Source organism: Rosettibacter firmus (assembly GCF_036860695.1).
Lineage (GTDB): Bacteria > Bacteroidota > Ignavibacteria > Ignavibacteriales > Melioribacteraceae > Rosettibacter > Rosettibacter firmus.
The window spans coordinates 113,873-135,676 of record NZ_JAYKGJ010000005.1; the positions used below are offsets into that span (position 1 = coordinate 113,873).

The 21,804-nt window shown below is 30.2% G+C and carries 22 protein-coding genes; 16 read left to right on the forward strand and 6 right to left on the reverse strand.

Features of this window, described 5'->3' with window-relative positions; genetic code table 11:
* Positions 1–46: 46 nt before the first annotated feature.
* From eno to VJY38_RS13630, 7 genes are all read left to right on the forward strand, one after another.
* Positions 47–1,345: a phosphopyruvate hydratase gene (gene eno, locus VJY38_RS13600; RefSeq protein ID WP_353681271.1), complete on the forward strand. Its 1,299-nt coding sequence runs from the start codon at positions 47–49 to the stop codon at positions 1,343–1,345.
* A gap of 96 nt (positions 1,346–1,441) precedes the next feature.
* Positions 1,442–2,233 (forward strand): SDR family oxidoreductase, encoded by a 792-nt coding sequence (locus tag VJY38_RS13605; RefSeq protein ID WP_353681272.1) that lies wholly within the window; start codon positions 1,442–1,444, stop codon positions 2,231–2,233.
* A gap of 198 nt (positions 2,234–2,431) precedes the next feature.
* On the forward strand, positions 2,432–3,994 hold the full coding sequence (locus VJY38_RS13610; protein WP_353681273.1) for an NAD(P)/FAD-dependent oxidoreductase: 1,563 nt from the start codon (positions 2,432–2,434) through the stop codon (positions 3,992–3,994).
* A 123-nt stretch (positions 3,995–4,117) separates the two neighbouring features.
* The gene (locus VJY38_RS13615) at positions 4,118–4,402 is read left to right on the forward strand and encodes a hypothetical protein (protein WP_353681274.1); all 285 of its coding nucleotides are present in this window, start codon (positions 4,118–4,120) and stop codon (positions 4,400–4,402) included.
* Positions 4,403–4,413: 11 nt separating this feature from the next.
* Positions 4,414–4,728 (forward strand): hypothetical protein, encoded by a 315-nt coding sequence (locus VJY38_RS13620; protein ID WP_353681275.1) that lies wholly within the window; start codon positions 4,414–4,416, stop codon positions 4,726–4,728.
* Positions 4,729–4,752: 24 nt separating this feature from the next.
* On the forward strand, positions 4,753–5,379 hold the full coding sequence (locus VJY38_RS13625) for an outer membrane beta-barrel protein (RefSeq protein ID WP_353681276.1): 627 nt from the start codon (positions 4,753–4,755) through the stop codon (positions 5,377–5,379).
* A gap of 58 nt (positions 5,380–5,437) precedes the next feature.
* Positions 5,438–6,058, forward strand: coding sequence for a hypothetical protein (locus VJY38_RS13630; protein WP_353681277.1), 621 nt, complete (start codon positions 5,438–5,440; stop codon positions 6,056–6,058).
* Between the two features lie 54 nt (positions 6,059–6,112).
* Here VJY38_RS13630 and VJY38_RS13635 read toward each other — a convergent pair whose 3' ends face one another.
* From VJY38_RS13635 to VJY38_RS13650, 4 genes are all read right to left on the reverse strand, one after another.
* A complete protein-coding gene (locus VJY38_RS13635) occupies positions 6,113–6,529 on the reverse strand; it encodes a hypothetical protein (protein WP_353681278.1) in 417 nt (138 codons plus the stop codon).
* 2 nt (positions 6,530–6,531) lie between these two features.
* A complete protein-coding gene (locus tag VJY38_RS13640) occupies positions 6,532–6,780 on the reverse strand; it encodes a hypothetical protein (protein WP_353681279.1) in 249 nt (82 codons plus the stop codon).
* 13 nt (positions 6,781–6,793) lie between these two features.
* A complete protein-coding gene (lexA, locus tag VJY38_RS13645) occupies positions 6,794–7,423 on the reverse strand; it encodes a transcriptional repressor LexA (protein WP_353681280.1) in 630 nt (209 codons plus the stop codon).
* 189 nt (positions 7,424–7,612) lie between these two features.
* Positions 7,613–8,683 (reverse strand): branched-chain amino acid aminotransferase, encoded by a 1,071-nt coding sequence (locus VJY38_RS13650; protein WP_353681281.1) that lies wholly within the window; start codon positions 8,681–8,683, stop codon positions 7,613–7,615.
* A 120-nt stretch (positions 8,684–8,803) separates the two neighbouring features.
* On the opposite strand from VJY38_RS13650, the gene VJY38_RS13655 reads away from it, so the two are divergent.
* Genes VJY38_RS13655 through VJY38_RS13670 form a run of 4 tightly spaced genes read left to right on the forward strand, consistent with a single transcriptional unit; the run spans position 8,804 to position 13,371 of the window.
* On the forward strand, positions 8,804–9,640 hold the full coding sequence (locus VJY38_RS13655) for a universal stress protein (RefSeq protein ID WP_353681282.1): 837 nt from the start codon (positions 8,804–8,806) through the stop codon (positions 9,638–9,640).
* Positions 9,641–9,655: 15 nt separating this feature from the next.
* Positions 9,656–11,335 carry a cation:proton antiporter domain-containing protein gene (locus VJY38_RS13660; protein WP_353681283.1) on the forward strand — a complete coding sequence of 560 codons (1,680 nt, stop codon included), beginning with the start codon at positions 9,656–9,658 and terminating at the stop codon, positions 11,333–11,335.
* Between the two features lie 25 nt (positions 11,336–11,360).
* Complete coding sequence (locus tag VJY38_RS13665; RefSeq protein ID WP_353681284.1) at positions 11,361–12,134, forward strand: MlaE family ABC transporter permease; 774 nt, start codon at positions 11,361–11,363, stop codon at positions 12,132–12,134.
* 19 nt (positions 12,135–12,153) lie between these two features.
* Positions 12,154–13,371 (forward strand): aminotransferase class I/II-fold pyridoxal phosphate-dependent enzyme, encoded by a 1,218-nt coding sequence (locus VJY38_RS13670; RefSeq protein WP_353681285.1) that lies wholly within the window; start codon positions 12,154–12,156, stop codon positions 13,369–13,371.
* An 86-nt stretch (positions 13,372–13,457) separates the two neighbouring features.
* Here VJY38_RS13670 and xylA read toward each other — a convergent pair whose 3' ends face one another.
* On the reverse strand, positions 13,458–14,786 hold the full coding sequence (xylA, locus tag VJY38_RS13675; protein ID WP_353681286.1) for a xylose isomerase: 1,329 nt from the start codon (positions 14,784–14,786) through the stop codon (positions 13,458–13,460).
* Positions 14,787–14,817: 31 nt separating this feature from the next.
* Positions 14,818–16,299: a xylulokinase gene (locus VJY38_RS13680; protein ID WP_353681287.1), complete on the reverse strand. Its 1,482-nt coding sequence runs from the start codon at positions 16,297–16,299 to the stop codon at positions 14,818–14,820.
* A gap of 162 nt (positions 16,300–16,461) precedes the next feature.
* Here VJY38_RS13680 and VJY38_RS13685 point away from each other — a divergent pair, with 162 nt between their 5' ends.
* The 5 genes from VJY38_RS13685 (at position 16,462) to nuoI (ending at position 21,740) form a co-directional block, all read left to right on the forward strand.
* Positions 16,462–17,151, forward strand: a complete 690-nt coding sequence (locus tag VJY38_RS13685; RefSeq protein ID WP_353681288.1) for an NUDIX hydrolase — start codon at positions 16,462–16,464, stop codon at positions 17,149–17,151.
* A gap of 86 nt (positions 17,152–17,237) precedes the next feature.
* Positions 17,238–18,482 (forward strand): M16 family metallopeptidase, encoded by a 1,245-nt coding sequence (locus VJY38_RS13690; protein ID WP_353681289.1) that lies wholly within the window; start codon positions 17,238–17,240, stop codon positions 18,480–18,482.
* A gap of 15 nt (positions 18,483–18,497) precedes the next feature.
* Positions 18,498–20,174 (forward strand): NADH-quinone oxidoreductase subunit G, encoded by a 1,677-nt coding sequence (locus VJY38_RS13695; protein WP_353681290.1) that lies wholly within the window; start codon positions 18,498–18,500, stop codon positions 20,172–20,174.
* A 25-nt stretch (positions 20,175–20,199) separates the two neighbouring features.
* Positions 20,200–21,231 carry an NADH-quinone oxidoreductase subunit NuoH gene (gene nuoH, locus VJY38_RS13700; protein WP_353681305.1) on the forward strand — a complete coding sequence of 344 codons (1,032 nt, stop codon included), beginning with the start codon at positions 20,200–20,202 and terminating at the stop codon, positions 21,229–21,231.
* A 14-nt stretch (positions 21,232–21,245) separates the two neighbouring features.
* The gene (gene nuoI, locus VJY38_RS13705) at positions 21,246–21,740 is read left to right on the forward strand and encodes an NADH-quinone oxidoreductase subunit NuoI (RefSeq protein WP_353681291.1); all 495 of its coding nucleotides are present in this window, start codon (positions 21,246–21,248) and stop codon (positions 21,738–21,740) included.
* The last annotated feature ends 64 nt before the right edge of the window (positions 21,741–21,804 follow it).

Genomic DNA, 21,804 nt, shown 5'->3' on the forward strand with positions numbered 1-21,804 from the left:
TAATTATTTTTGCATTTGACATTTAATAATTAATAGGAGTTAAGAAATGACTACAATAGTAGATGTTTGGGGAAGAGAAATCCTTGACTCAAGAGGGAATCCCACAATTGAAGTAGAAGTTACTTTAGAATGCGGAGTGGTAGGAAGAGCTGCTGTTCCAAGTGGTGCTTCTACAGGAGAGAACGAAGCTGTAGAATTAAGAGATGGCGACAAATCTCGTTATCTCGGAAAAGGTGTAAAAAAAGCTGTTGAAAATGTTAACAATAGGATTGCAGATGAAATAATTGATTTTGATGCAACTGAACAAGTTGCTATTGATAATTTGTTATGTGAATTAGATGGGACACCAAATAAATCTGAACTTGGTGCCAATGCAATTCTGGGTGTTTCATTAGCATGTGCAAAAGCAGCTGCCGAAGCTCTTGGTTTACCTTTATATCGTTACATCGGTGGTACAAATGCAAGAACTTTACCAGTACCAATGATGAATATTCTTAATGGCGGTAAGCATGCTGATAATAATGTTGACTTTCAAGAATTTATGGTGATGCCTGCAGGTGCTACAAGTTTTTCAGAAGCTTTAAGAATGGGTGTTGAAACTTTTCATAGTCTTAAATCAGTCCTTCACAAAAAAGGTTATAACACAGCCGTTGGTGATGAAGGTGGATTTGCTCCAAACTTAAAATCAAATGAAGAAGCTATTGAAGTAATCTTAGAAGCTATTGAAAAAGCTGGCTATAAAGCTGGTAAAGATATATTTATTGCTTTAGATCCTGCAGCAAGTGAAATGTGGGATAATGATAAAAAAGCATATTATTTCTTCAAATCAGATAAATCTTATATGTCACCAGAAAAGATGGTTGATTTCTGGGTTAACTGGGTAAACAAATATCCAATTATTTCGCTTGAAGATGGAATGGCAGAATTTGATTGGGATGGCTGGAAATTATTAACAGATAAAATTGGAGATAAAATTCAACTTGTTGGAGATGATTTATTTGTGACCAACACAGAATTTCTTGCAAAAGGAATTGAGAAAGGTGTTGCTAATTCAATATTAATCAAAGTAAATCAAATTGGAACTCTTACAGAAACTCTTGAAGCAATCGAAATGGCAAAAAGAGCTGGCTATACATCTATAATCAGTCATCGCTCTGGTGAAACCGAAGATACTACAATAGCTGATATCGCAGTAGCAACAAATGCTGGACAGATTAAAACCGGTTCTGCAAGTAGAACAGATAGAATTGCAAAGTATAATCAATTACTAAGAATTGAAGAAGAATTGGATACAACCGCAATTTTTCCTGGTTTAGCTGCAATTAATTATAATCCTGAAATTTAATTTAAATTGCTGCCTCAATTAATTTTATTTGATTGGGGCAGCTTTTTTAATTTACTTAAATATTTATTTCTAATTGTAATTAATTAGGAGTAAAAATTGGAACTCAATATTAGTGGTAAAAATGTTCTTGTAACAGCAGCCAGTAAAGGAATTGGTAGAGCAGTTGCAGAACAATTTATTAAAGAAGGATGTAATGTTGCTATTTGCTCAAGAAGTAAAGAGAATTTATTAAAAGCTGTTCAAGAAATAAAAGTAATATACAATGTTGAACCACTATGGTTTGTTTGTGATATTAATAATTTAGAAGATATTGAAAACGCCATAAAATTAGTTAACGAAGCATTTGGTAGTATCGATATTCTTGTGAATAATTGTGGTGGCCCTCCTTCTGGTTTTTTTGAAGAATTAAACGACGAAGACTGGGATTTTGCATATAAGCAAATTTTATTGAGTGTTATTAGGTTTACTCGATTAGTTCTTCCTGCAATGAAAGAAAAAAAATGGGGTAGAATTATTAATATTACCTCTCTTGCTGTTAAACAACCTGTAGATAATTTAATTTTGTCAAATTCATTACGTAGTGCTGTAACTGCATTTGCTAAAACACTTAGTAATCAAGTGGGGAAATATAATATTACAATTAATAATGTTGCTCCTGGCTATACATTAACCTCTCGTATTTATGAACTTGCAATTATAAAAGCGAAACAATTAGGGACTTCACACGAAGAAGTGCTCGCTTCAATAGCAAATGAAGTCCCGATGAAAAGATTAGCACGCCCAGACGAAGTTGCTTCTCTAATTGTTTATCTTGCATCTGAACTGGCTGGATATATTACTGGTTCTACAATTGCAGTAGATGGTGGAATTATAAAGTCAACTTATTAAAATTAATATTTAGTATTGATAACATTATAAAATTAGATCCAGCAGATATTGCTCAAATAAAAAACTTAGAAGCAAAAATTATAAACGAAATAAAATCTTTTGTATTAAGATTTGATTTGTACATTGGTGAAGTAAAAATAAATGATAATTAATTTTATCATATGTTAATGAGACATTGTATTGAGATAGAGAATAACAATGAAAAAAGAAATTGAATTAACTATTCATCCAGATAATATATTTGATTATGAATTTATAAAAAGCCAGGTAATTTCTCGCCTAAAAGTTAATGCCGAAGAAATTAATTCTATAAGAATATTAAAAAGATCAATAGATGCAAGGAAAATAAATCCAGTTTATAAACTAAAAGTAATTGCATACATTAAAGAACAACCCGATGAATATCCTAAAAGAATTGAATTTAAAAGTGTTAACAGTGATAAAAAAGTTATTATAGTTGGTTTTGGACCTGCAGGAATGTTTGCAGCAATGAAGTTAATAGAATTAGGAATAAAACCAGTAATACTTGAAAGAGGAAAAGATGTTCGGAGTAGAAGAAGAGATTTAAAGGCAATCCAAAGAGATGGGATTGTAAATCCAGATTCAAATTATTGTTTTGGAGAAGGAGGTGCAGGAACATATAGTGATGGAAAACTTTATACTCGTTCTACAAAACGAGGGGATTTTAAAAGAATACTTACATTACTCGTTCAGCATGGTGCTAAAGAAGAAATACTTATTGATTCGCATCCTCATATTGGTTCAAATAAATTGCCTGGAATTATTACTAACATTCGACAAACAATTTTGAATTGTGGAGGTGAAATTTATTTTAATTCACGAGTAACAGATTTCATTATTAAAGATAGAAAAATATTAGGTGTGATCGTAAATAATGAGAAAGAATTTATTGCAGATGCAGTTATTCTTGCTGTAGGTCATTCTGCAAGAGATATTTATTATTTATTAAATCAAAAAGGAATTAAGTTAGAATCAAAACCTTTTGCTGTGGGTGTAAGAATTGAACATCCACAAAATTTAATTGATGAAATACAATATCACTCAAAAATTCGTCATCCAAATTTACCTGCTGCAAGTTATAATCTTGCATGTCAAGTCGATAAACATGGTGTATATTCATTTTGTATGTGTCCAGGAGGAATTATAATTCCAGCATCAACTTCGAATGAAGAGTTAGTTTTAAATGGTATGAGTGTTTCAAGACGTAATTCACCTTTTGCAAATTCGGGACTTGTAGTTTCTGTTGATGAACGCGATTGGAAACAATTTGATAAAGCTGGAGTTTTTGCTGGTTTAGAATTTCAAAAAGCAATTGAAAGATCTGCATTTATAGCTGGAGGGAGTAATCAAAAAGCTCCTGCACAAAGAGTAACAGATTTTTTAAATAGAACTATTTCCAGTTCACTTCCAAAAACTTCTTACATTCCTGGTGTAGTTAGCGCTCCACTTCATGAAATTTTACCACAAAATATTGTTAAAGGAATTACAAATGCATTATATTTTTTCAATAATAAAATGAAAGGATATATAACCGAAGAAGCTCAATTACTTGCACCCGAAACCAGAACTAGTTCACCAGTCAGAATACCGAGGGATAATTCATCATTCATGCATATTGAAATTGAAGGATTATTTCCATGTGGAGAAGGTGCTGGTTATGCGGGAGGTATTGTTTCTTCTGCTATAGATGGCGAAAAAGTAGCTGAAGCTGTAGCTATATATTTAATAAAAAAAATCTGACATCCTAAAGTTTGACTTAATAATATATATTTTTTATGTTAATGTTAGAATCTTCAATGAGGAACATCTAAAATTCTATATATATTCCTCTCTTGAAATAATTTTAATATAAAGGAGGGAATCATGGCAGTAGCAAATCCAGTAGAACTTTCAGTATATATTGTTTCAATGGCAGCTTCAGCACGCGCAGCTCAAGCTATTATGAGTACAGGCGCTGATCCAATGGCAATAAAAGAATTTACTTTTAAAGTAAATATTTCTGCTGATTTTTCAGTACAAAGTGAAACTAATATTTCACTAAATATCTGGCGATTAAGCATTAAAGAAAAAATTACAGTTGATTATAAAAGTCATTGGGGACTTGAAATTAGTTGCACAATCGTACCTGTAGTAACTTTGGAAGGATAAAATGAGGTCATATGGCAGTTAAAAAAGAAGAAGAATTTATTGGATTTGAAAAAGTAGTTGAATTACTTTCAAATTCTCTTGCAAGAGCTAATCAAGTTATTTCTGAAGAAGCTAAGAAATCAAAAGAGGGTTTAGCTTTTGTAGCAACTGAAGTTTCTGTAACATTTCCAGCTGAATTTAAAGTTATGGAAAATAAACCACTCTTACGTTTTGTTAGTATTCAGCAGCAAGCTATGATCTCTGAAAAGAAAAAGCCTAATGAAATTAAGCAAGAAACAAAAAATATTGCAACTATTACTATTAATTTACGTCCAGTTCCAATTTGAAAAATTCTTATAAAGTAATATATAATGAAAACAAAAATACTTATTGTATTGTTATTTTTGTTCACTTTAACATCAGCACAATCAGTTACAAATTATGGAATTAAAATCGGGGTTACCTTTTCAAAAGCAGTAGATATCGATATTAAAAATTATTACTGGAATTTATATAGAAATGCCAGAATTGGTAGTAATTACGGTTTCTTTGCACAAATATTTAAAACTGATAATATCAGCTTTGTAGCTGAAATGGGTTATAAACAAATTGGTGCTGAAGATAAAATCCCTGTTACAACATCAGAAAATCCAGATGGTACTGGAGAATTTATTACACTGGATCATGCATATGATTTTTTAGTCTTTCAAATATCCTTTCAACCTGAATATGAAATGCAAGCAGTTAAATTTTATGGAATTTTTGCTCCTACTTTTAATTATATGATAGGAAATAGAGATCAACTTATAATGAATAGATACGTAAAGAAATTTTTAATAGGGTACAATCTGGGAATTGGGATTCAACCTAAAACTTTTTTAAATGGTAAACTCTTTTTAGAAGTTAATTACAATGGTTTCTTTTCCAAAGTTGTTTCAAACGATTTTGTTAGTATGAAATTTAGTTCGTTTCAGATTAGTATCGGGAATTATTTTTAGTTATTTTGATTTTACATTAAGTAATTTTTTATATGTAACATAAAAATGGAGTAAAGTTATGAAAAAATTATTTTTTTTAACTTTATTGCATTTGTTTTTAGTAGCACAAGTTTTATCGCAGCCTAAATATTCAATTCAAATTAATGGTGGATTACTGATGCCCAACAGTAATGATAAAGGATTAACAGCAAATATACAGTTAAATTATTTATTAGGAGAATCTGTTTATTTGTATTTTAATTCTGGAATATCAAGCTGGGATAAAAATATAATATCGTACGCAACTGGTAATCGGTTGCCTTATACTTCTTACTCAGAAGATGATCATTTATTAATTTATTTTTATACAGGAATACAAAAGAATTTAAAATCGGTTAAGACTTTTAATATATATTTTACAGTCGATGTGGGTTATAATTATTTAAAGTATAATAAGTATAAAAATATAATATTAATAGACGAGGATACAAAAGAATTAATAAAATTTGATATAGAACCAGGTTCTGGTAGGAGAGAAAGTAAAAATCTTATTGGAGCAGGCATAGGAATAGGTATTAATAATATGATGTCAGAAAATTTCGGGATATCTGTTAGTGGAAAAATGAATAATTTATTTTACTTACTTAAAGAGCCAAAAACTCAATATTCTATTATGGTTAGTTTTATTTTTAAGATATAATGAAATAGGGGAAAAGAGTTATATAATTCATAAAAAAAATTGATTTATTCATCTTCATCTATCATCTTCATCTATTATAGGGACTAATTTAATTTTGTTTTTAACTTCATCATCAAGTAAATTGATAATCATATCTGCCTGAAGAATCTTATTGGCTGGAACACCAACAAATAATGTTACTTTACTATTTGACTTTGTTTTTAGATTTGCAAGTTTATTTAATCGTGATAAAAGTTGTGGGTCATCAAGATCTTTATCAGAAAGTGTTATTCCAATTGCGATTTTCTTTCTATACTTTGATTTAAAATATACTGGTTCAGTAATACTTGCAACTACATCAATATCCCAACCATTTATTGAAGGTGGCTTTGGAAGATATTTACTATACTTTCTACTTAAAGTCATATATCCACGACTCAGTAGATGATCAACCAATCTCTCAACTCTAATTTTTTCTTTTTCTAATTTCATTTCTAATTAATTAATGGTGTTATTGAAATTACTGGCGAAAATTTTTGATAATTAAGTGTTTTGATGTTCGATATTTTTTTATACTCAAAACATTTTATTTCGTTTGTTCCAAATACTTTTCCATAGAGTACTTTCTTACCATTTTTGTTTTTTGAAACATAAAGTGGTTCTACGATAAATTCTTTTAAGCCATATAAAAATTTTATTCTATTTCTATTATGAATTGCTGATTTAAAAATTACTGTTTTCATAATTACTCCAATTTTAACTATAACTTCTGAAAACACCAATTACTTTTCCTATTATCGAAAAGTCATCGGTATTTTCAACAAGTATTGGTTTATAATTTTCATTTTCTGGTACGAGGTAAATTCTGCCATTTTCAATAACAAATCTTTTCATAGTTGCTTCGTCTCCCAGTAAGGCTATTATGATATCACCATTTTGTGCTTCCCTTTGAGGTTGTACAATTACTAAATCTCCTTCAAGTATACCTGCGTTTTTCATACTATCGCCACGCACCTTTAAGCCAAAGCATTCATTACGATTTCCAATTAAATTTTTGTCGATTGAAAGATTGCCTTCAATATTTTCTTCTGCCAGCAACGGAATACCAGCAGCTACTCGTCCAACAATTGGAATTTCAACAATATTTTGTTCTTCTGTTGGTGTATTATTTACAACTAAAGATAATGTTCTACTGGCTCTTGACTCATTACTTAAATAACCTTTTTTAATTAATGCATCGATATGACGCTTTACACCAAATGTACTTGAAATATTGAATTTTTTCCCGATCTCTCGATAAGTGGGTGGATAACCATTAAAATCCACATAGTCTTGAATGAAATCGAGGATTTCTTTCTGGCGTTGTGTGATTTTTTGGTTTTTCATAATAGTGCTCATTTGTTCACTGTTAATATAGTGAACAAATGTTCAGGTGTCAAGTAAATTTTTAATTGGTAGGAATTTTTTAATTAAATGGGATTCAGTTTTTTAAGAATTTATTTTAGAATGCAGGCTTATAAAAAAAGTCGTAGCATAATTTGCTACGACTACGTATTTAAATTTTATTTTAGAAAATTAATCTACATACGTAATCCATCCATATCTATCTTCTATTTTACCATATTGAATTCCAGTAAGCTCTTCATAAAGTTTAGTTGCCAGCTCGCCGGGTTTTGTATCGTTAAATTGTAAAATTTTATCATTGTATTTTAATCGACTAACAGAAGAAATAACAGCTGCAGTTCCAGTGCCAAATATTTCTAATAATTTCCCATTATTATAAGCATCAATAACTTCATGAATAGAGATAAGTCGTTCTGTTACATTATATCCCCAATCTTTCAACAATTGAATAACAGACATTCTTGTTATTCCAGGTAAAATTGAACCGCTGAGCATGGGTGTAGCAACTTCATCTTTAAATCTTACAAATATATTCATAGCACCTACTTCTTCAATGTAATTTTGTTCTATTGCATCTAGCCAGAGTACCTGAGAATAACCTTCATCTTTAGCTTCGGATTGTGCTAATAGTCCTGCAGCATAATTACCTGCAGCTTTGCAATCACCTGTTCCTTTTCTTACAGCACGAACATATTTATCTGTAACCATAATTGGTACTGGCAGGAATCCTTCGGGATAGTATGGACCAACTGGACTTAAAATTATCATAAACTTATAATTATTCGAAGCTCGAACACCAAAACATGGTTCAGTAGCAATTATAAAAGGTCTAATATAAAGTGAATAACCGGGTTTTGAAGGAATCCAGTCTTTATCGATTCTTACAAGTTCTTTGATAGCTTTTAATGCAAGTTCAGGTTCAACTTCTGGAATGCATAATCTTCTTGCAGAACGATTCAATCTTTTTACATTTTCTTCCGGTCTGAATAAAGCAATTTTTCCGTTGACTTGTTTATAAGCTTTTAATCCTTCGAATATTGCCTGTCCATAATGAAAGACCATTGCAGCTGGACTTATACTTAAATCATGAAATTTTTTTATTGTAGGTTTCTGCCAACCACCGTTTGATTCATCATAATCCATCTCGAAAATGTGGTCGGTAAAAATTTTACCAAAGACAAGATTTTCCGGAAGCTCAACTTTTGATTTTCGTTCAACTTTTTCAATAATAAAATCTTCCATTTTGTTCACCATCATTGTTTGATATATATTTTTTTTCTGCAATATATATGAAATTAATTAGTAATTGGCAATAAGAAAAGTTTTTAATTAATTTAAAAAACAAAAAGGATTTAAAATGAAATGTTATTTAAACGCGTAGGTTTAGCTTTTACATTTTCTCCAAATGCATTTGCACTTTTAAGAATTGCATTGAGATTAAAAAAATTATTTAATTCTGATTTTTTTATTATTCATGCTGGAGAAGATACATTAGAATATCGTACAAAAATTTCTCAAATGATTCAAAGCAGTGAATTTTTTGACAATGATTATGAAATTATAATTAAAAAAGAAGAACCCGTAAAATTAATATCAGATGTTTGTAAAGAAAAAAATATTGATTTACTAATTTGTGGAGCTTTAGAAAAAGAAAGTATATTGAAATATTATCTTGGTTCGGTAGCAAGAAAATTAATGCATGAAGTTACAAGTTCTATTCTTGTAATTGTGAATCCTCAAAATATCATAAGTCCATTCAAAAAATTTTGTGTAAATATTGATTATTCTCAAGCGGGAGAGTATGCTGTAAAAAAAGCTTTTGAGTTTGCCAAACTGGAAAAAGCAGATGAATTTATACTTGTTCGAGAATTTCAAATCCCAGGTCTTGCAATTACAATCTATGATGGTGGTGAAGTTAATAAAACTGAGAAGACAAGAATTGAATATCAAAAAGAAGAAGAAGAAAAACTGAAAGTATTTTCTGATGAACTAAATCTTACAGGTTTGAACATAAAAAGAGTATGTCTTTATGGTAAACAGGGCTGGGAATTAAAACAATACGCAAAAGATTCTGCTAGCGATTTGCTTGTATTATCTTCGCCTCCTAAAAAATTAAAACTATTTGATAAATTATTTCAACATGATATTGAAATAATTTTGAATCAACTCCCCTGTTCATTATTAATTATTCGTTCCTGAAGGATATTTATGCAAATGTCTTCTAATGAAATAACAATCTTTTTGGTTAGTATAAGTATCATTCTACTTTTTGCAAGAGGGTTTGGAGAGTTATTAAGATTAATTAAACAACCTATTGTTATTGGAGAAATAATAGCAGGAATATTTTTAGGACCAACAATTTTTGGTAAAATTTTTCCAGAGAGCTATAACCTTCTTTTTCACCAATCTCAAACAGTATCAATTGCACTTCATGGATTAACAACTTTAGGAGTTGTAATGTTACTGTTGATAACAGGAATTGAAATAGATATATCATTAATGATTAAACAAGGGAAAAAACCATTTTTAATAAGTTTGTTTGGAGTTCTTTTTCCTTTCCTTATAGGTTTTTTTGCTTCTTACTTTTTTCCAAAAAATTTTGGCTTAATAAATTCTGAAATGCATCTTATTTATTCTCTTTTCATAGGTACTGCTCTTTCAGTTACTGCTTTACCAGTTGTTGCCAGGACATTAATGGAATTAAACATTTTCAAGTCTGAAATAGGCTCTTCTATTATAACAGCTGCTATGTTAATCGATCTAATTGGCTGGCTGATTTTTTCTGTTTTACTGGGAATAATTGGGAAAACTCATTCACAAAATTTTGAAGTATATGAAATTATTGTATATCTAATTTTCTTTGCTTTAGCAGTATTCTTCTTATTCAGAAAATTATTTGATTATATTCTTGGCTTTTCAAATAAATATCTCTCAAATCCAGGAGGCTTATTAAATATTATATTCATACTTGGATTTTTAGGTGCTGCATTTACTGAGTATATAGGAATTCATGCAATTTTTGGAGCATTTATAGTTGGAATCGCAATAGGTGATTCAGGTTATTTAAAAGAAAATATTCGAGAGATTTTAAACCAATTTATAACGAATATTTTTGCTCCTCTGTTTTTTGTAACAGTAGGATTAAAAATAAACTTTATCGATAATTTCGATTTACTTCTTGTTATAATGTTTATTTCATTATCCATTGCAGGAAAAATTACTGGTGCTTTTCTGGGTGGATATTTATCTGGCTTCAACAAAAACGATTCATTTATTATTGCATTTGGTTTGAATGCACATGGTACAATTGAACTTATTCTTGGAACAATAGCATATGAATCGGGATTGATAAACGAAAAAGTGTTTGTAGCTTTAATAATTATGGCAATAGTTACAACATTATCCAGTGCACCATTAATGAGTTTATTTATTAAAAAAGCACAAACAATCATAAAATTATCTAATTTGATAAAACCTGAGAACATTATTTTTACAGATATAAATGATAAAGAAGAACTGATAAAAATACTTTGTAAAAATATTTCTCAATACAATGGGATTGATTTTCAAAATTTATTTAAACGTGTGCTTGAAAGAGAAAAACTAATTTCAACAGGACTTGAAAACTCAATTGCTATACCTCATGCAAGGCTTAAAATAAAGAAACCTTTAGCTGCGATTGCTATTCATAAACAGGGTCTGGATTTTGATTCTATTGATAAACTACCTGCAAAAATTATAATACTTTTAATTACACCAGAAGATAATCCGGAAATACAACTGGAACTCATTTCAGAAATTGCTATGAAGTTTGGTAATAAAAAAGTTGTAGAAGATTTAGTATCTGCAAAAGATTCTAAAGATGTAATTTATAAAATCAAACAACTTTATTAGTTTTGTTAAAAAAATAATTTTATATATGATAGTTAATGTCGTACAAAAGATAGGCAAAAAAACAATAGACTTTTTACAGGAAAGTGGTCAGATATTTAAGTTAATGGGAGAAATTTTTTTCTATGCACCTTCCTTAGTTAAAGGACGTAGGAATTTCTTTTTTCAAATGGAACATATAGGAGTAAATTCTATCCCTCTTGTTTTTATAATTGCAATATTCACTGGAGCAGTATCAGCCTGGCAGGCAGCATATCAACTGAAAGGGCTCGCACCTCTATCTTTTTTAGGAGCTGCTACAAGTCGAGCAATTATAACTGAGTTAGGACCTGTTCTTACTGCAATTGTAATTGCAGGTAGAGTAGGAGCTTCAATTGCTGCAGAGCTGGGTTCAATGAAAGTTACTGAACAAATTGATGCTTTAGAAACTATGGGAATAAGTCCTGTTAGGTTTTTAGCTACACCAAGATTTTTTGCTGCTATTATTATGATGCCCATTCTTGTAATATTTGCTAATGTGATTGCAACAATTGGTGCATACTTTATATCAAACTTTTTTTTGGGAGTTTCTTTTAATGTTTTTTTCGAATCTGTTAGAAGATATTTTGTATTTGGTGATTTTCTCTTTGGATTATTTAAAGGGATGGTATTTGGAGCAGTAACTTCACTTCTTGGATGTCATATTGGATTTAGAACAGAAGGAGGAGCCGAAGGCGTCGGATTATCTACAATTCGTTCTTTTGTTCTTAGTTCTGCCTGTATTTTAATTTTAGATTATTTTTTGTGGACAATAATTTTTTAATATAAAAAGTGAGAAAAGAATGAGTGATTCTATTATTAAGCCTGCTAAAAGAACACAAAGTATTACTTATGCAGTTAGAGATATAGTTGTACTTGCGAATGAAATTGCTAAATCTGGTAAAGAGATGTTGTATTTAAATATTGGTGACCCAAATCTTTTCGATTTTGAACCTCCCCGGCATTTGATAGAAGAAACTTATAAAGCAATGTTGAAAAACTTTAATGGCTATGCACCTTCTTCTGGTATTAAATCTGCACTTGAAGCAATCGAAAAAGATGCTGAGAAAAAGGAAATAAAAAATATTCAGGATATTTTTATTACAACAGGTGCAAGCGAAGCAATAGATATATGTTTAACAGCATTATTGAACGAAGGCGAAAATATTTTAACTCCAACTCCAGGATACCCGCTTTATACAGCCATACAAAGTAAATTACAATTGTATGAAAATCCTTATTACCTTGATGAATCTAATGGATGGCAACCAGATATTGATGATATCAAAAGTAAAATTAATGAAAAAACTCGCGCAATAATTATAATTAATCCAAACAATCCAACAGGTTCTAATGCATCTCGAGAGACTTTACAAAAAATAATTGATATTGCACTTGAACATAACCTCGTGATTTTTTCTGATGAAATTTATGATAAACTTTTAATGGATGGCGAAAAACATATTTCAATTGCATCTCTAAATCCTGAAGTTCCAGTTATTACCTTTGGTGGGTTATCTAAAAATTATATGGTACCCGGATTTCGAATTGGATGGGGAATTGTAAGTGGTAATAAAAATGCTCTGAAAGATTATATTGAAGCAATAAATAAATTGTTGAGAGCAAGACTCTGTGCAAATCATCCTGAACAATATGGAATTGCACCATCATTACTTGGTGATCAATCCCATCTTGATGTTGCAATTAAAAAATTAACAAGTAGAAGAAATTTAACAGTTGAAATGTTGAATTCAATTCCAGGCATATCGTGTGTAGAACCTCGGGGAGCATTTTATGCATTTCCAAGAATCCATAATATTGATGATGATAAACACTGGACAGAAGAATTGATGAAAGAAACTGGTGTTGTAGTAGTTCCAGGAAGTGGCTTTGGTCAGTTACCCGGTACAAATCATTTTAGAATTGTTTTTCTTCCACCAGAAGATATTTTAGAAAAAGCATATAGAGCAATTTCTCAATTCCATGAAAAGTATATGAATAAGTTTAAGGTTAGTTTATAGTTCAAAAATATTTTTGAAGAAACAATAAAAAAGGCTTTAGCAACCAAATGCTAAAGCCTTTTTAATAATTATTAATTCGTGAAAAATTAGATATACATATTAATAATTTGTTCTAACAATTCTTGCTTACCACTGATTAGTTTAGGTTCACCATACTTAATTGCTAATTCTCTTAAATCCTCTAAAGTTAATTCACCTTTTTCAAATTTAGCTCCATCGCCACTATCAAAAGAAGCATATCTTTCTTTTCTAATTTTTCTATAGTCGGATTCATTTAGAATTTTTTCGGCTGTAATTAATGCTCTTGCAAAAGCATCCATACCAGCAATGTGAGCTATGAATAAATCTTCAATATCAGTTGAATTTCTTCTAACTTTTGCATCGAAGTTAACACCACCTGTTCCGAAACCACCAGCTTCTGCAATAACAAGCATGGCTTCAGTTAATTCATAAATATTAATTGGGAACTGATCTGTATCCCAGCCGTTTTGATAATCACCACGATTTGCATCAATACTTCCAAATAGACCAGCGTCAACGGCACATTGAATTTCGTGCTGGAATGTATGTCCAGCTAAAGTAGCATGATTAACTTCGATATTTAATTTAAAATCCTTATCCAATCCATAATATCTTAAAAATCCAATTACAGTTTCAACATCATAATCATATTGATGTTTTGAAGGTTCCATTGGTTTGGGTTCAATTAAAAATGTACCTTTAAAACCATGTTTACGTCCATAATCCTTTGCCAGTTCTAAAAACTTTGCCATATGATCTTTTTCTCTTTTCATATTGGTATTAAGTAAAGTAAGGTATCCTTCGCGTCCACCCCAGAATACATAATTTTCGCCACCCAATTCTATAGTTACATCTATTGCTCTTTTAACCTGAGTAGCTGCATATGTTAATACATGAAAATCAGGATTGGTAGCAGCACCATTCATATATCTTGGATGTGAAAATAAATTTGCAGTACCCCATAAAAGTTTTACACCAGAAGCTTTTTGTTTTTCTTTAGCATAATCAACCATTATCTGAAGTCTTTTATCGGATTCTTCTATTGTATCTCCTTCTTCTACAATATCAAAGTCGTGAAAACAATAAAATGGTAAACCTAATTTTGTAATAAATTCAAAAGCTGCATCCATTTTTGCTTTTGCTCTTGAAATTGGATCTTTTTCCTGATTCCATGGAAGAACTTTTGTTCCTCTTCCAAATGGATCAGATAATTCTGAACAGAAGCTATGCCAGTAAGCAGCAGAAAACCTGAAGTATTCTTTCATGGTTTTACCAAATACAATACGATTCTCGTCATACCATTTATAAGCTAATGGATTTTTTGAATCTTTACCTTCATAAGGAATTTTGCCAATTCCTTTGAAATATTCTTTGTTACCGATTAATACTTCCATATGTTTTATTCCTGTTTTTGTTGATGAATACTCAATTAAACTTTTTTAATAATTCTAACCATTTATTATATGCGATGAAAGTTTTTTCGGATAGCTCTGGATTATGATTTATAATTTTTATCTTTTCAAGATTTTTGAAAGCATCATTTAATGAATTATATAATTTTGCTCCGTAAGCAGCTCCGCGTGCAGCTCCCTGAGCACCATCAGTATCATAAAGTTCGATTGTTGCTTGAGTTAAGTTAGCTAGCGTTTCTCTAAAAATTGGACTCAAGAATAAATTTGAATTTCCAGCTCGAATAACATTTATATCTAATCCCATTTCGTTTATAATTTCAATTCCATATTTAAACGAAAAAGCAATACCTTCCTGAACTGCACGGAAGAAGTGAGCTTTTGTATGTCGATTGAAATCAATATTTAGAAAATGGCTTCCTATATTTTTATTTTCAAACATTCTTTCTGCACCATTACCAAATGGTAGAATTGATAAACCATCACAACCAATTTCAATATTCTGTGCAAGATTATTCATTTCATTATACGAAAGATCTGATGCCATATTTTTTCTTATAAAAGAATTCAAAATGCCAGTACCATTAATGCACAAAAGAACCCCAATGCGTGTCTGTTCATTTGAATGATTAACATGAGCAAATTGATTTACTCTTGATTTTTTATCATAATTTAATTTATCAATTACTGCATAAACCACACCAGATGTACCTGCAGTAGCTGCTACTTCTCCAGGGTTAAGTACATTTAATGAAAAAGCATTATTTGGTTGGTCTCCTGCACGATATGAAACTACAACCCCTTCTTTCAAACCTAATTCTTCTGCTGCAGATTTTGTTAGATAACCCTGAACTGAAAATGTTGGTACAATATCAGGAAGAATTGATTCATCAAATTCATAATAATCAAGAATATTTTTTGAAATTGAATTACTTCTGAAATCCCAGAAGATTCCTTCAGATAAACCTGAAATTGTTGTATTAATTTCACCTGTCAATTTCATAGCAATAAAATCGCCAGGTAGCATAATTTTATGAATTTTATTAAAAATATCCGGTTCATTTTCTTTAACCCATCTAAGTTTTGAAGCAGTAAAATTTCCCGGTGAGTTAAGCAAGTTATTCAGGCAATATTCACTACCTATTTTTTCAAATGCATTGTTTCCAATTTCAACTGCACGACTATCGCACCAGATTATCGAAGGTCTTAGTACTTTATAATTTTTGTCTACAACTACAAGACCATGCATCTGATAAGAAATGCCAATTGATTTAATTTGTTGAACATCAATATTTGATTTTTGTAATAATTGTCTGGTAAGTATTTTTACATATTCCCACCATGTTTCGGGATTTTGTTCTGCCCATCCAGGCTTGGGAGAATCGATTTTCATTTCTTCTTCTGGATAAAAGCCCTGGATTACTGGTTTTCCTTTTTCAATATCTAAAATTGAACATTTAATTGAAGAGCTTCCTATGTCGTATCCAATTGAATACAATTTTTTCCTCCTGTGTTTCTTAATTTTTATGTGTATAAAATACACTTATTGAAATTAAAAATCACTAAAATTATTTCTTAATACTTTTTATTTTATAATTTTTTTTGAAATAACTTTTGAGTAGTTTTTTATTCAGAATTTTGATTCATTTGGAGCAATATAATGTCACACATTCTAAAAGATGTTATTAAAAATATTTCTATTGATTGCGTAATATTTGGTTTTGAAAACTCTACTCTGGAAGTTTTATTAATTAAAAGGGCAATTAAACCAGAAAAGGGAAAATGGGCTCTTCCAGGTGGATTTGTTAAAAAGAATGAACTAATAAGAAATGCTGCTCAAAGAATTCTTGAAGAAACCACTGGAGTTAAAAATATTTATTTAGAAGAAATCACAATATTTGATGGAATTAATAGATATCCACTTCGTAGAGTTTTTACTATCGGATATTTTGCTTTAATTAAACCTGAACAGTATAAATTATCAACTGGAATTGATACTTCGGAAGTAAAATGGGTAAAGTTGTCTGAGCTTCCAGAATTACCTTTCGATCACAATGAAATTGTAAAAGTAGCTCTTGAAAAATTAAGGACAAGAATCAGGTATCGACCAATTGGTTTTGAATTATTGCCAGAAAAATTTACTTTAACACAATTGCAAACTTTATACGAAGTTATACTTGGTAAAAAACTTGATAAAAGAAATTTCAGGAAAAAATTAATGAATATGAATCTACTTAAGAAATTGAAACAAACATCTACAAATGGTAAAAGAAGACCAGCTTTTCTATATAAATTCGACAAAAAGAATTACGAGAGATTGAAAGAGAAGGGATTTATTTTTGAGTTGTAGTTTGAAGATTTATTTAGTTTTGAAATCCAATCTTGCTTTCTCTATATTTGTTCATAATTTTTTAGATAATTAATGGCTAAATCTCTTTGAAGAATATAACAAAATTATCAAACGGCATCACCATAGTTTCCGAAAAATTAAATTACGTAAAATCTTTTTCGCTTGGATTCTGGTTTAATGTTGGTTCGAGAGACGAACTTCCTGAAAATAATGGCATCAGTCATTTCCTTGAACATATGTTTTTTAAAGGAACTCGAAAGAGATCGGCAAAAAAAATTGCTGAGGATATAGAATCGTTAGGTGGATATCTGAATGCATTTACTTCTAAAGAGCACACCTGTTTTTATGGCAGAGGATTGGCTGAGAATATAGAACCTACTTTCGAAGTACTTGCTGATATGATCCAGAATTCTAAGTTTGATCCTAAAGAAATTTCTAAAGAATCAAAGGTTGTTATCGATGAGCTTTATGATATCGAAGATTCTCCTGAAGAATTAATTTTCGATAAATTTGAAAGTAATGTTTTTATTGGTAATTCTCTTGGTATGCCAATTATTGGAACGGAAAGTAATTTGAGATCTTTCAAACAAAAAGATTTAATTGAATATGTAAATGAAAATTATACTCTGGATAAATTTTTCATAGTTGCATCTGGAAAAGTTGAACACGAAGATTTAATTAAGTTCACAGAAAAGTATATTAAAAAAGATTTTAAACCAACTAACAATAAAATTAGAACTTTATCTCTACAGCAATCTCATGATATTCATGTAGAGAAAGATACTCAACAGGTTCATTATATTCTTGGAAGACCAACTTATGGTTTTAAAGATAATAAAAGAATTAAGGTGGCTGTTCTATCACAAATTTTAGGGGAAGGGAGTAGTTCAAGATTATTTCAAAAATTAAGAGAAGAAAACGGAATCGCTTATCAGGTAAATACTTTCTTAAATTCATTTTATGATGTTTCGACTTTTGGAATTTATCTTTCAACAAATGAGAAATCGATTTATAAAGCACAACAATTGATTTTTAGTGAACTTAATAAATTGAAAAAGAAAAAAGTTGATCAAAAAGAACTTGAAAGAGCTAAGGAATATTTAATAGGAAATATTTTGATGAGTTTAGAAAGTACTACTAATAGAATGCATAGACTGGCTCAATCGGTAATTTATTTTGGTAAGATTAAATCTGTAGAAGAAACCATAAAGAAAATAAAAGCAGTAACTCGTGATGAAATATTAGAATTATCTAATGAGTTATTTGACAGTAATGTATTAACAAGAGTAATATTAAGTCCTAAAAATTTATTACTGGAAAAAGTTGCATAATATAAAGGGAAATTTATGCCAAAATTTATTTTAGATGGAAAAGAAATTGAATTTCAACAAGGTCAAACTATTATTGAAGCAGCTCGCAATGCAAATATAGATATTCCACATTTCTGCTGGCATCCTAAGTTATCTGTATCGGGTAATTGCAGAGTTTGTCTTGTAGAAGTAGAACAAATGCCAAAACTTGTAATATCTTGTGCAACACTTGCATCTGAGGGAATGGTAGTTCATACAAAATCACCACGTGCACTCGAAGCAAGAAATGCTGTAATGGAATTTTTGTTAATAAATCATCCGCTCGATTGTCCAATTTGCGACGAAGCTGGAGAATGTAAACTTCAGGAATATGCTTATGCACATGGCAAAGGTGAAAGTAGATTCGAAGAAATGAAAAATAGAAAAGAAAAACGTGTTCAATTAGGTCCATATATTAAATTTGATGCCGAAAGATGCATCTTATGTTCAAGATGTATTCGCTTTACAGATGAAATTGCAAAATCCCATCAGTTAACATTTATTAAAAGAGGTGATAGGGTTACAATTACTACATATCCAGGTGAATCATTTGATAATCCTTATACTCTTAATACAACAGATATTTGTCCAGTTGGTGCATTGACAAATCAAGATTTTAGATTTAAGGCAAGAGTCTGGGAAATGTCAAGTACAAATTCTATTTGTATAGGATGTTCTCGAGGTTGTAATACTGAGATTTGGGTACATAATAATAAAATTCTTAGATTAACTCCAAGACATAATGAAGATGTAAATAGTTATTGGATGTGTGATTATGGCAGAATCAATACATTCAAACATGTAAATTCTGAAACAAGAATTGATGGTACTTTCATTCGCAAAAATGGTATTCTTGAAAAAGTTGAATGGGAAGTAGCATTAAAAGAGGCTTCGGAACGATTGAAAGAATTTAAGAGTAATGAAATAGTATTCATTGGTTCTCCATTTGCTACATGCGAAGATAATTATATGCTTAAAAAATTTGCGAAGTTACTTGGTATATCTAAAGTATATTTTGCTAAACATATAAAAGAGGGAGATCAGGATGATATATTAATTCGAGAAGATAAAACACCAAATTCACTTGGTGCTGAATTGATTGGACTGAATTTGTTGACCAATGATGCTGTGAAAGAAATTATTAGTGGAATTAAAGAAAGAAAGATCAAAGCAATTTATATAATGGAAGAAGATCTCTTTTCGATTAACGAAGAATTCGCTGATGTTATAAATAAATTAGATTTGATAATTGTTCATGCTACAAATCAAAATAAAACTACAGAAGTTGCCCATATTATATTTCCTGCTGCCACTTATGCAGAAAAACATGGCACATTTGTTAACTTTCAGGGTAGAGTACAAAGAATAAAACCTGCAGTTGCAACAGTTGAACTCGATAGAGCACTCGATGGAATGAGTATGAGTAGATGGGATAAATTTGGTACACCATTCGATAAATGGGCTCAGGGTAAAAAATATGATGCAAAACCAAGCTGGAAAATTTTAAGCTTACTTTCAACAAAACTTGGTTCAAAAGTCAAATATAATATGGCAGAAGAAGTTTTTAATGATCTTGCCAATTCAATAGATGAATTTAATGGATTAGATTATGATGTAATCGGAGAGCTGGGAGTAGTTATTAAAAAAGATGTTTTAGAATTTTCAAATAAATGATAATTAAATCTTCGGAGCTTATTTGATGAATATCTGGGAAATAATAATTATCACAATTGTAAAAATATTAATTGCAATTACAACACTCCTTTTATCTGTTGCCTATATGGTTTACTTCGAAAGGAAAATAAGTGCCTGGGCACAAAATAGATTGGGACCTAATAGAGTAGGTTATAAAGGATTATTACAACCATTTGCTGATGTATTTAAATTGTTATTGAAAGAAGATATTGTTCCAGAAGCTGCTAATAAAACTTTGCACACATTAGCTCCGTTTATTTCACTCTTTGTTGCATTTGCAACTTATGCTGTTGTACCAATTGGACCAACTATTAATTTATTTGGATATGAAATAAAATTAGTAGTAGCAGATGTTAACATAGGGATATTATATGTTCTTGCATTAACATCACTTGGAGTCTATGGAATAACTCTTGCAGGATGGTCTTCGGGTAGTAAATATTCTTTACTTGGTGGAATACGTTCTTCTGCACAGATGATTTCTTATGAAGTATCTATGGGATTTTCTATTGCAGGGGTTTTATTAATTTCGGAATCGTTAAGACCAATCGATATTGTGAATGCTCAATATGGTTTGATGTGGAATGCTATTATTCAACCAATTGGTTTTATTACATTTGTTGTCTCTGCATTTGCAGAAACCAATCGATTACCTTTTGATTTACCAGAAGCAGAACCTGAACTTGTTGGTGGTTATCATACAGAATATAGCTCATTTAAATTTGCTGGTTTCTTTTTAGCAGAATATGCTAATATGATAATTGCAAGTTGTTTAATTGTTACTCTTTATCTTGGTGGATGGCAAATTCCATTTATTGATAAGTTTGGATTAAATCCAGCTTTAACAACAATTTTACAGGTATTTGCATTTTTATTTAAAACTGCTTTTGTGTTGTTTGTCTTTATTTGGGTAAGATGGAGTATCCCAAGATTTAGATATGATCAATTAATGAATATAGGGTGGAAAGTTATGTTTCCACTTTCACTGGTAAATATTATCTGGGTTGCAATTCTTATAATGATATTTAAGATTTAGAGAAAGGTTATAGTATGGCAATCAAGAAAAGAAAAAAAGACCTAAATTTTTTTGAAAGAATTTATATAGTTGAAATAATTAAGGGAATGATACTTACTCTCAAAAATATGTTTCGTCCTAAGTTTACAATGGAATATCCCGAGGTTAAGTTTGAGCCCCCTGCTTCGTATCGAGGAAGACCTGTTTTAGTTCTTGATGAAAATGGGAAAGAAAGATGCGTAGCCTGTGGTTTGTGTTCAAGAGTTTGTCCAGCTTTAGCTATAGAAGTTAGAGCTGCCGAAACAGAATTAGAAAAAGAAAGGTATCCAGAATTATTCGAAATAAATATGTTACGTTGCATCTTTTGTGGATTTTGCGAAGAAGTTTGTCCAGAAGAAGCTATTGTTATGAGTAAAGATTATGAACTGGTATTTACAAATCGTGAAGATGCAATTTTTGGTAAAGATAAACTTTTAGTTCCTATTGAAAATCTAAAAGATAGAATTGAATTCTTAAGGAGATTTAAATAAATATTTTTTTAAATGATATTATTTAGTTCGAGGGACTTCCTATAATTTTCTTAGGTAAGTTGTT

Bases quoted from the DNA above. Each gene is read 5' to 3' on its own strand.
- VJY38_RS13685 (WP_353681288.1), top strand. From the start codon at position 16,462: ATGTCACACATTCTAAAAGATGTTATTAAAAATATTTCTATTGATTGC.
- VJY38_RS13615 (WP_353681274.1), top strand. From the start codon at position 4,118: ATGGCAGTAGCAAATCCAGTAGAACTTTCAGTATATATTGTTTCAATG.
- VJY38_RS13655 (WP_353681282.1), top strand. From the start codon at position 8,804: ATGTTATTTAAACGCGTAGGTTTAGCTTTTACATTTTCTCCAAATGCA.
- nuoH (WP_353681305.1), top strand. From the start codon at position 20,200: ATGAATATCTGGGAAATAATAATTATCACAATTGTAAAAATATTAATT.
- VJY38_RS13610 (WP_353681273.1), top strand. From the start codon at position 2,432: ATGAAAAAAGAAATTGAATTAACTATTCATCCAGATAATATATTTGAT.
- xylA (WP_353681286.1), bottom strand. From the start codon at position 14,786: ATGGAAGTATTAATCGGTAACAAAGAATATTTCAAAGGAATTGGCAAA.
- VJY38_RS13665 (WP_353681284.1), top strand. From the start codon at position 11,361: ATGATAGTTAATGTCGTACAAAAGATAGGCAAAAAAACAATAGACTTT.
- VJY38_RS13640 (WP_353681279.1), bottom strand. From the start codon at position 6,780: ATGAAAACAGTAATTTTTAAATCAGCAATTCATAATAGAAATAGAATA.
- VJY38_RS13695 (WP_353681290.1), top strand. From the start codon at position 18,498: ATGCCAAAATTTATTTTAGATGGAAAAGAAATTGAATTTCAACAAGGT.
- eno (WP_353681271.1), top strand. From the start codon at position 47: ATGACTACAATAGTAGATGTTTGGGGAAGAGAAATCCTTGACTCAAGA.
- VJY38_RS13670 (WP_353681285.1), top strand. From the start codon at position 12,154: ATGAGTGATTCTATTATTAAGCCTGCTAAAAGAACACAAAGTATTACT.
- lexA (WP_353681280.1), bottom strand. From the start codon at position 7,423: ATGAAAAACCAAAAAATCACACAACGCCAGAAAGAAATCCTCGATTTC.
- nuoI (WP_353681291.1), top strand. From the start codon at position 21,246: ATGGCAATCAAGAAAAGAAAAAAAGACCTAAATTTTTTTGAAAGAATT.
- VJY38_RS13660 (WP_353681283.1), top strand. From the start codon at position 9,656: ATGTCTTCTAATGAAATAACAATCTTTTTGGTTAGTATAAGTATCATT.
- VJY38_RS13630 (WP_353681277.1), top strand. From the start codon at position 5,438: ATGAAAAAATTATTTTTTTTAACTTTATTGCATTTGTTTTTAGTAGCA.
- VJY38_RS13625 (WP_353681276.1), top strand. From the start codon at position 4,753: ATGAAAACAAAAATACTTATTGTATTGTTATTTTTGTTCACTTTAACA.
- VJY38_RS13635 (WP_353681278.1), bottom strand. From the start codon at position 6,529: ATGAAATTAGAAAAAGAAAAAATTAGAGTTGAGAGATTGGTTGATCAT.
- VJY38_RS13620 (WP_353681275.1), top strand. From the start codon at position 4,414: ATGGCAGTTAAAAAAGAAGAAGAATTTATTGGATTTGAAAAAGTAGTT.
- VJY38_RS13650 (WP_353681281.1), bottom strand. From the start codon at position 8,683: ATGGAAGATTTTATTATTGAAAAAGTTGAACGAAAATCAAAAGTTGAG.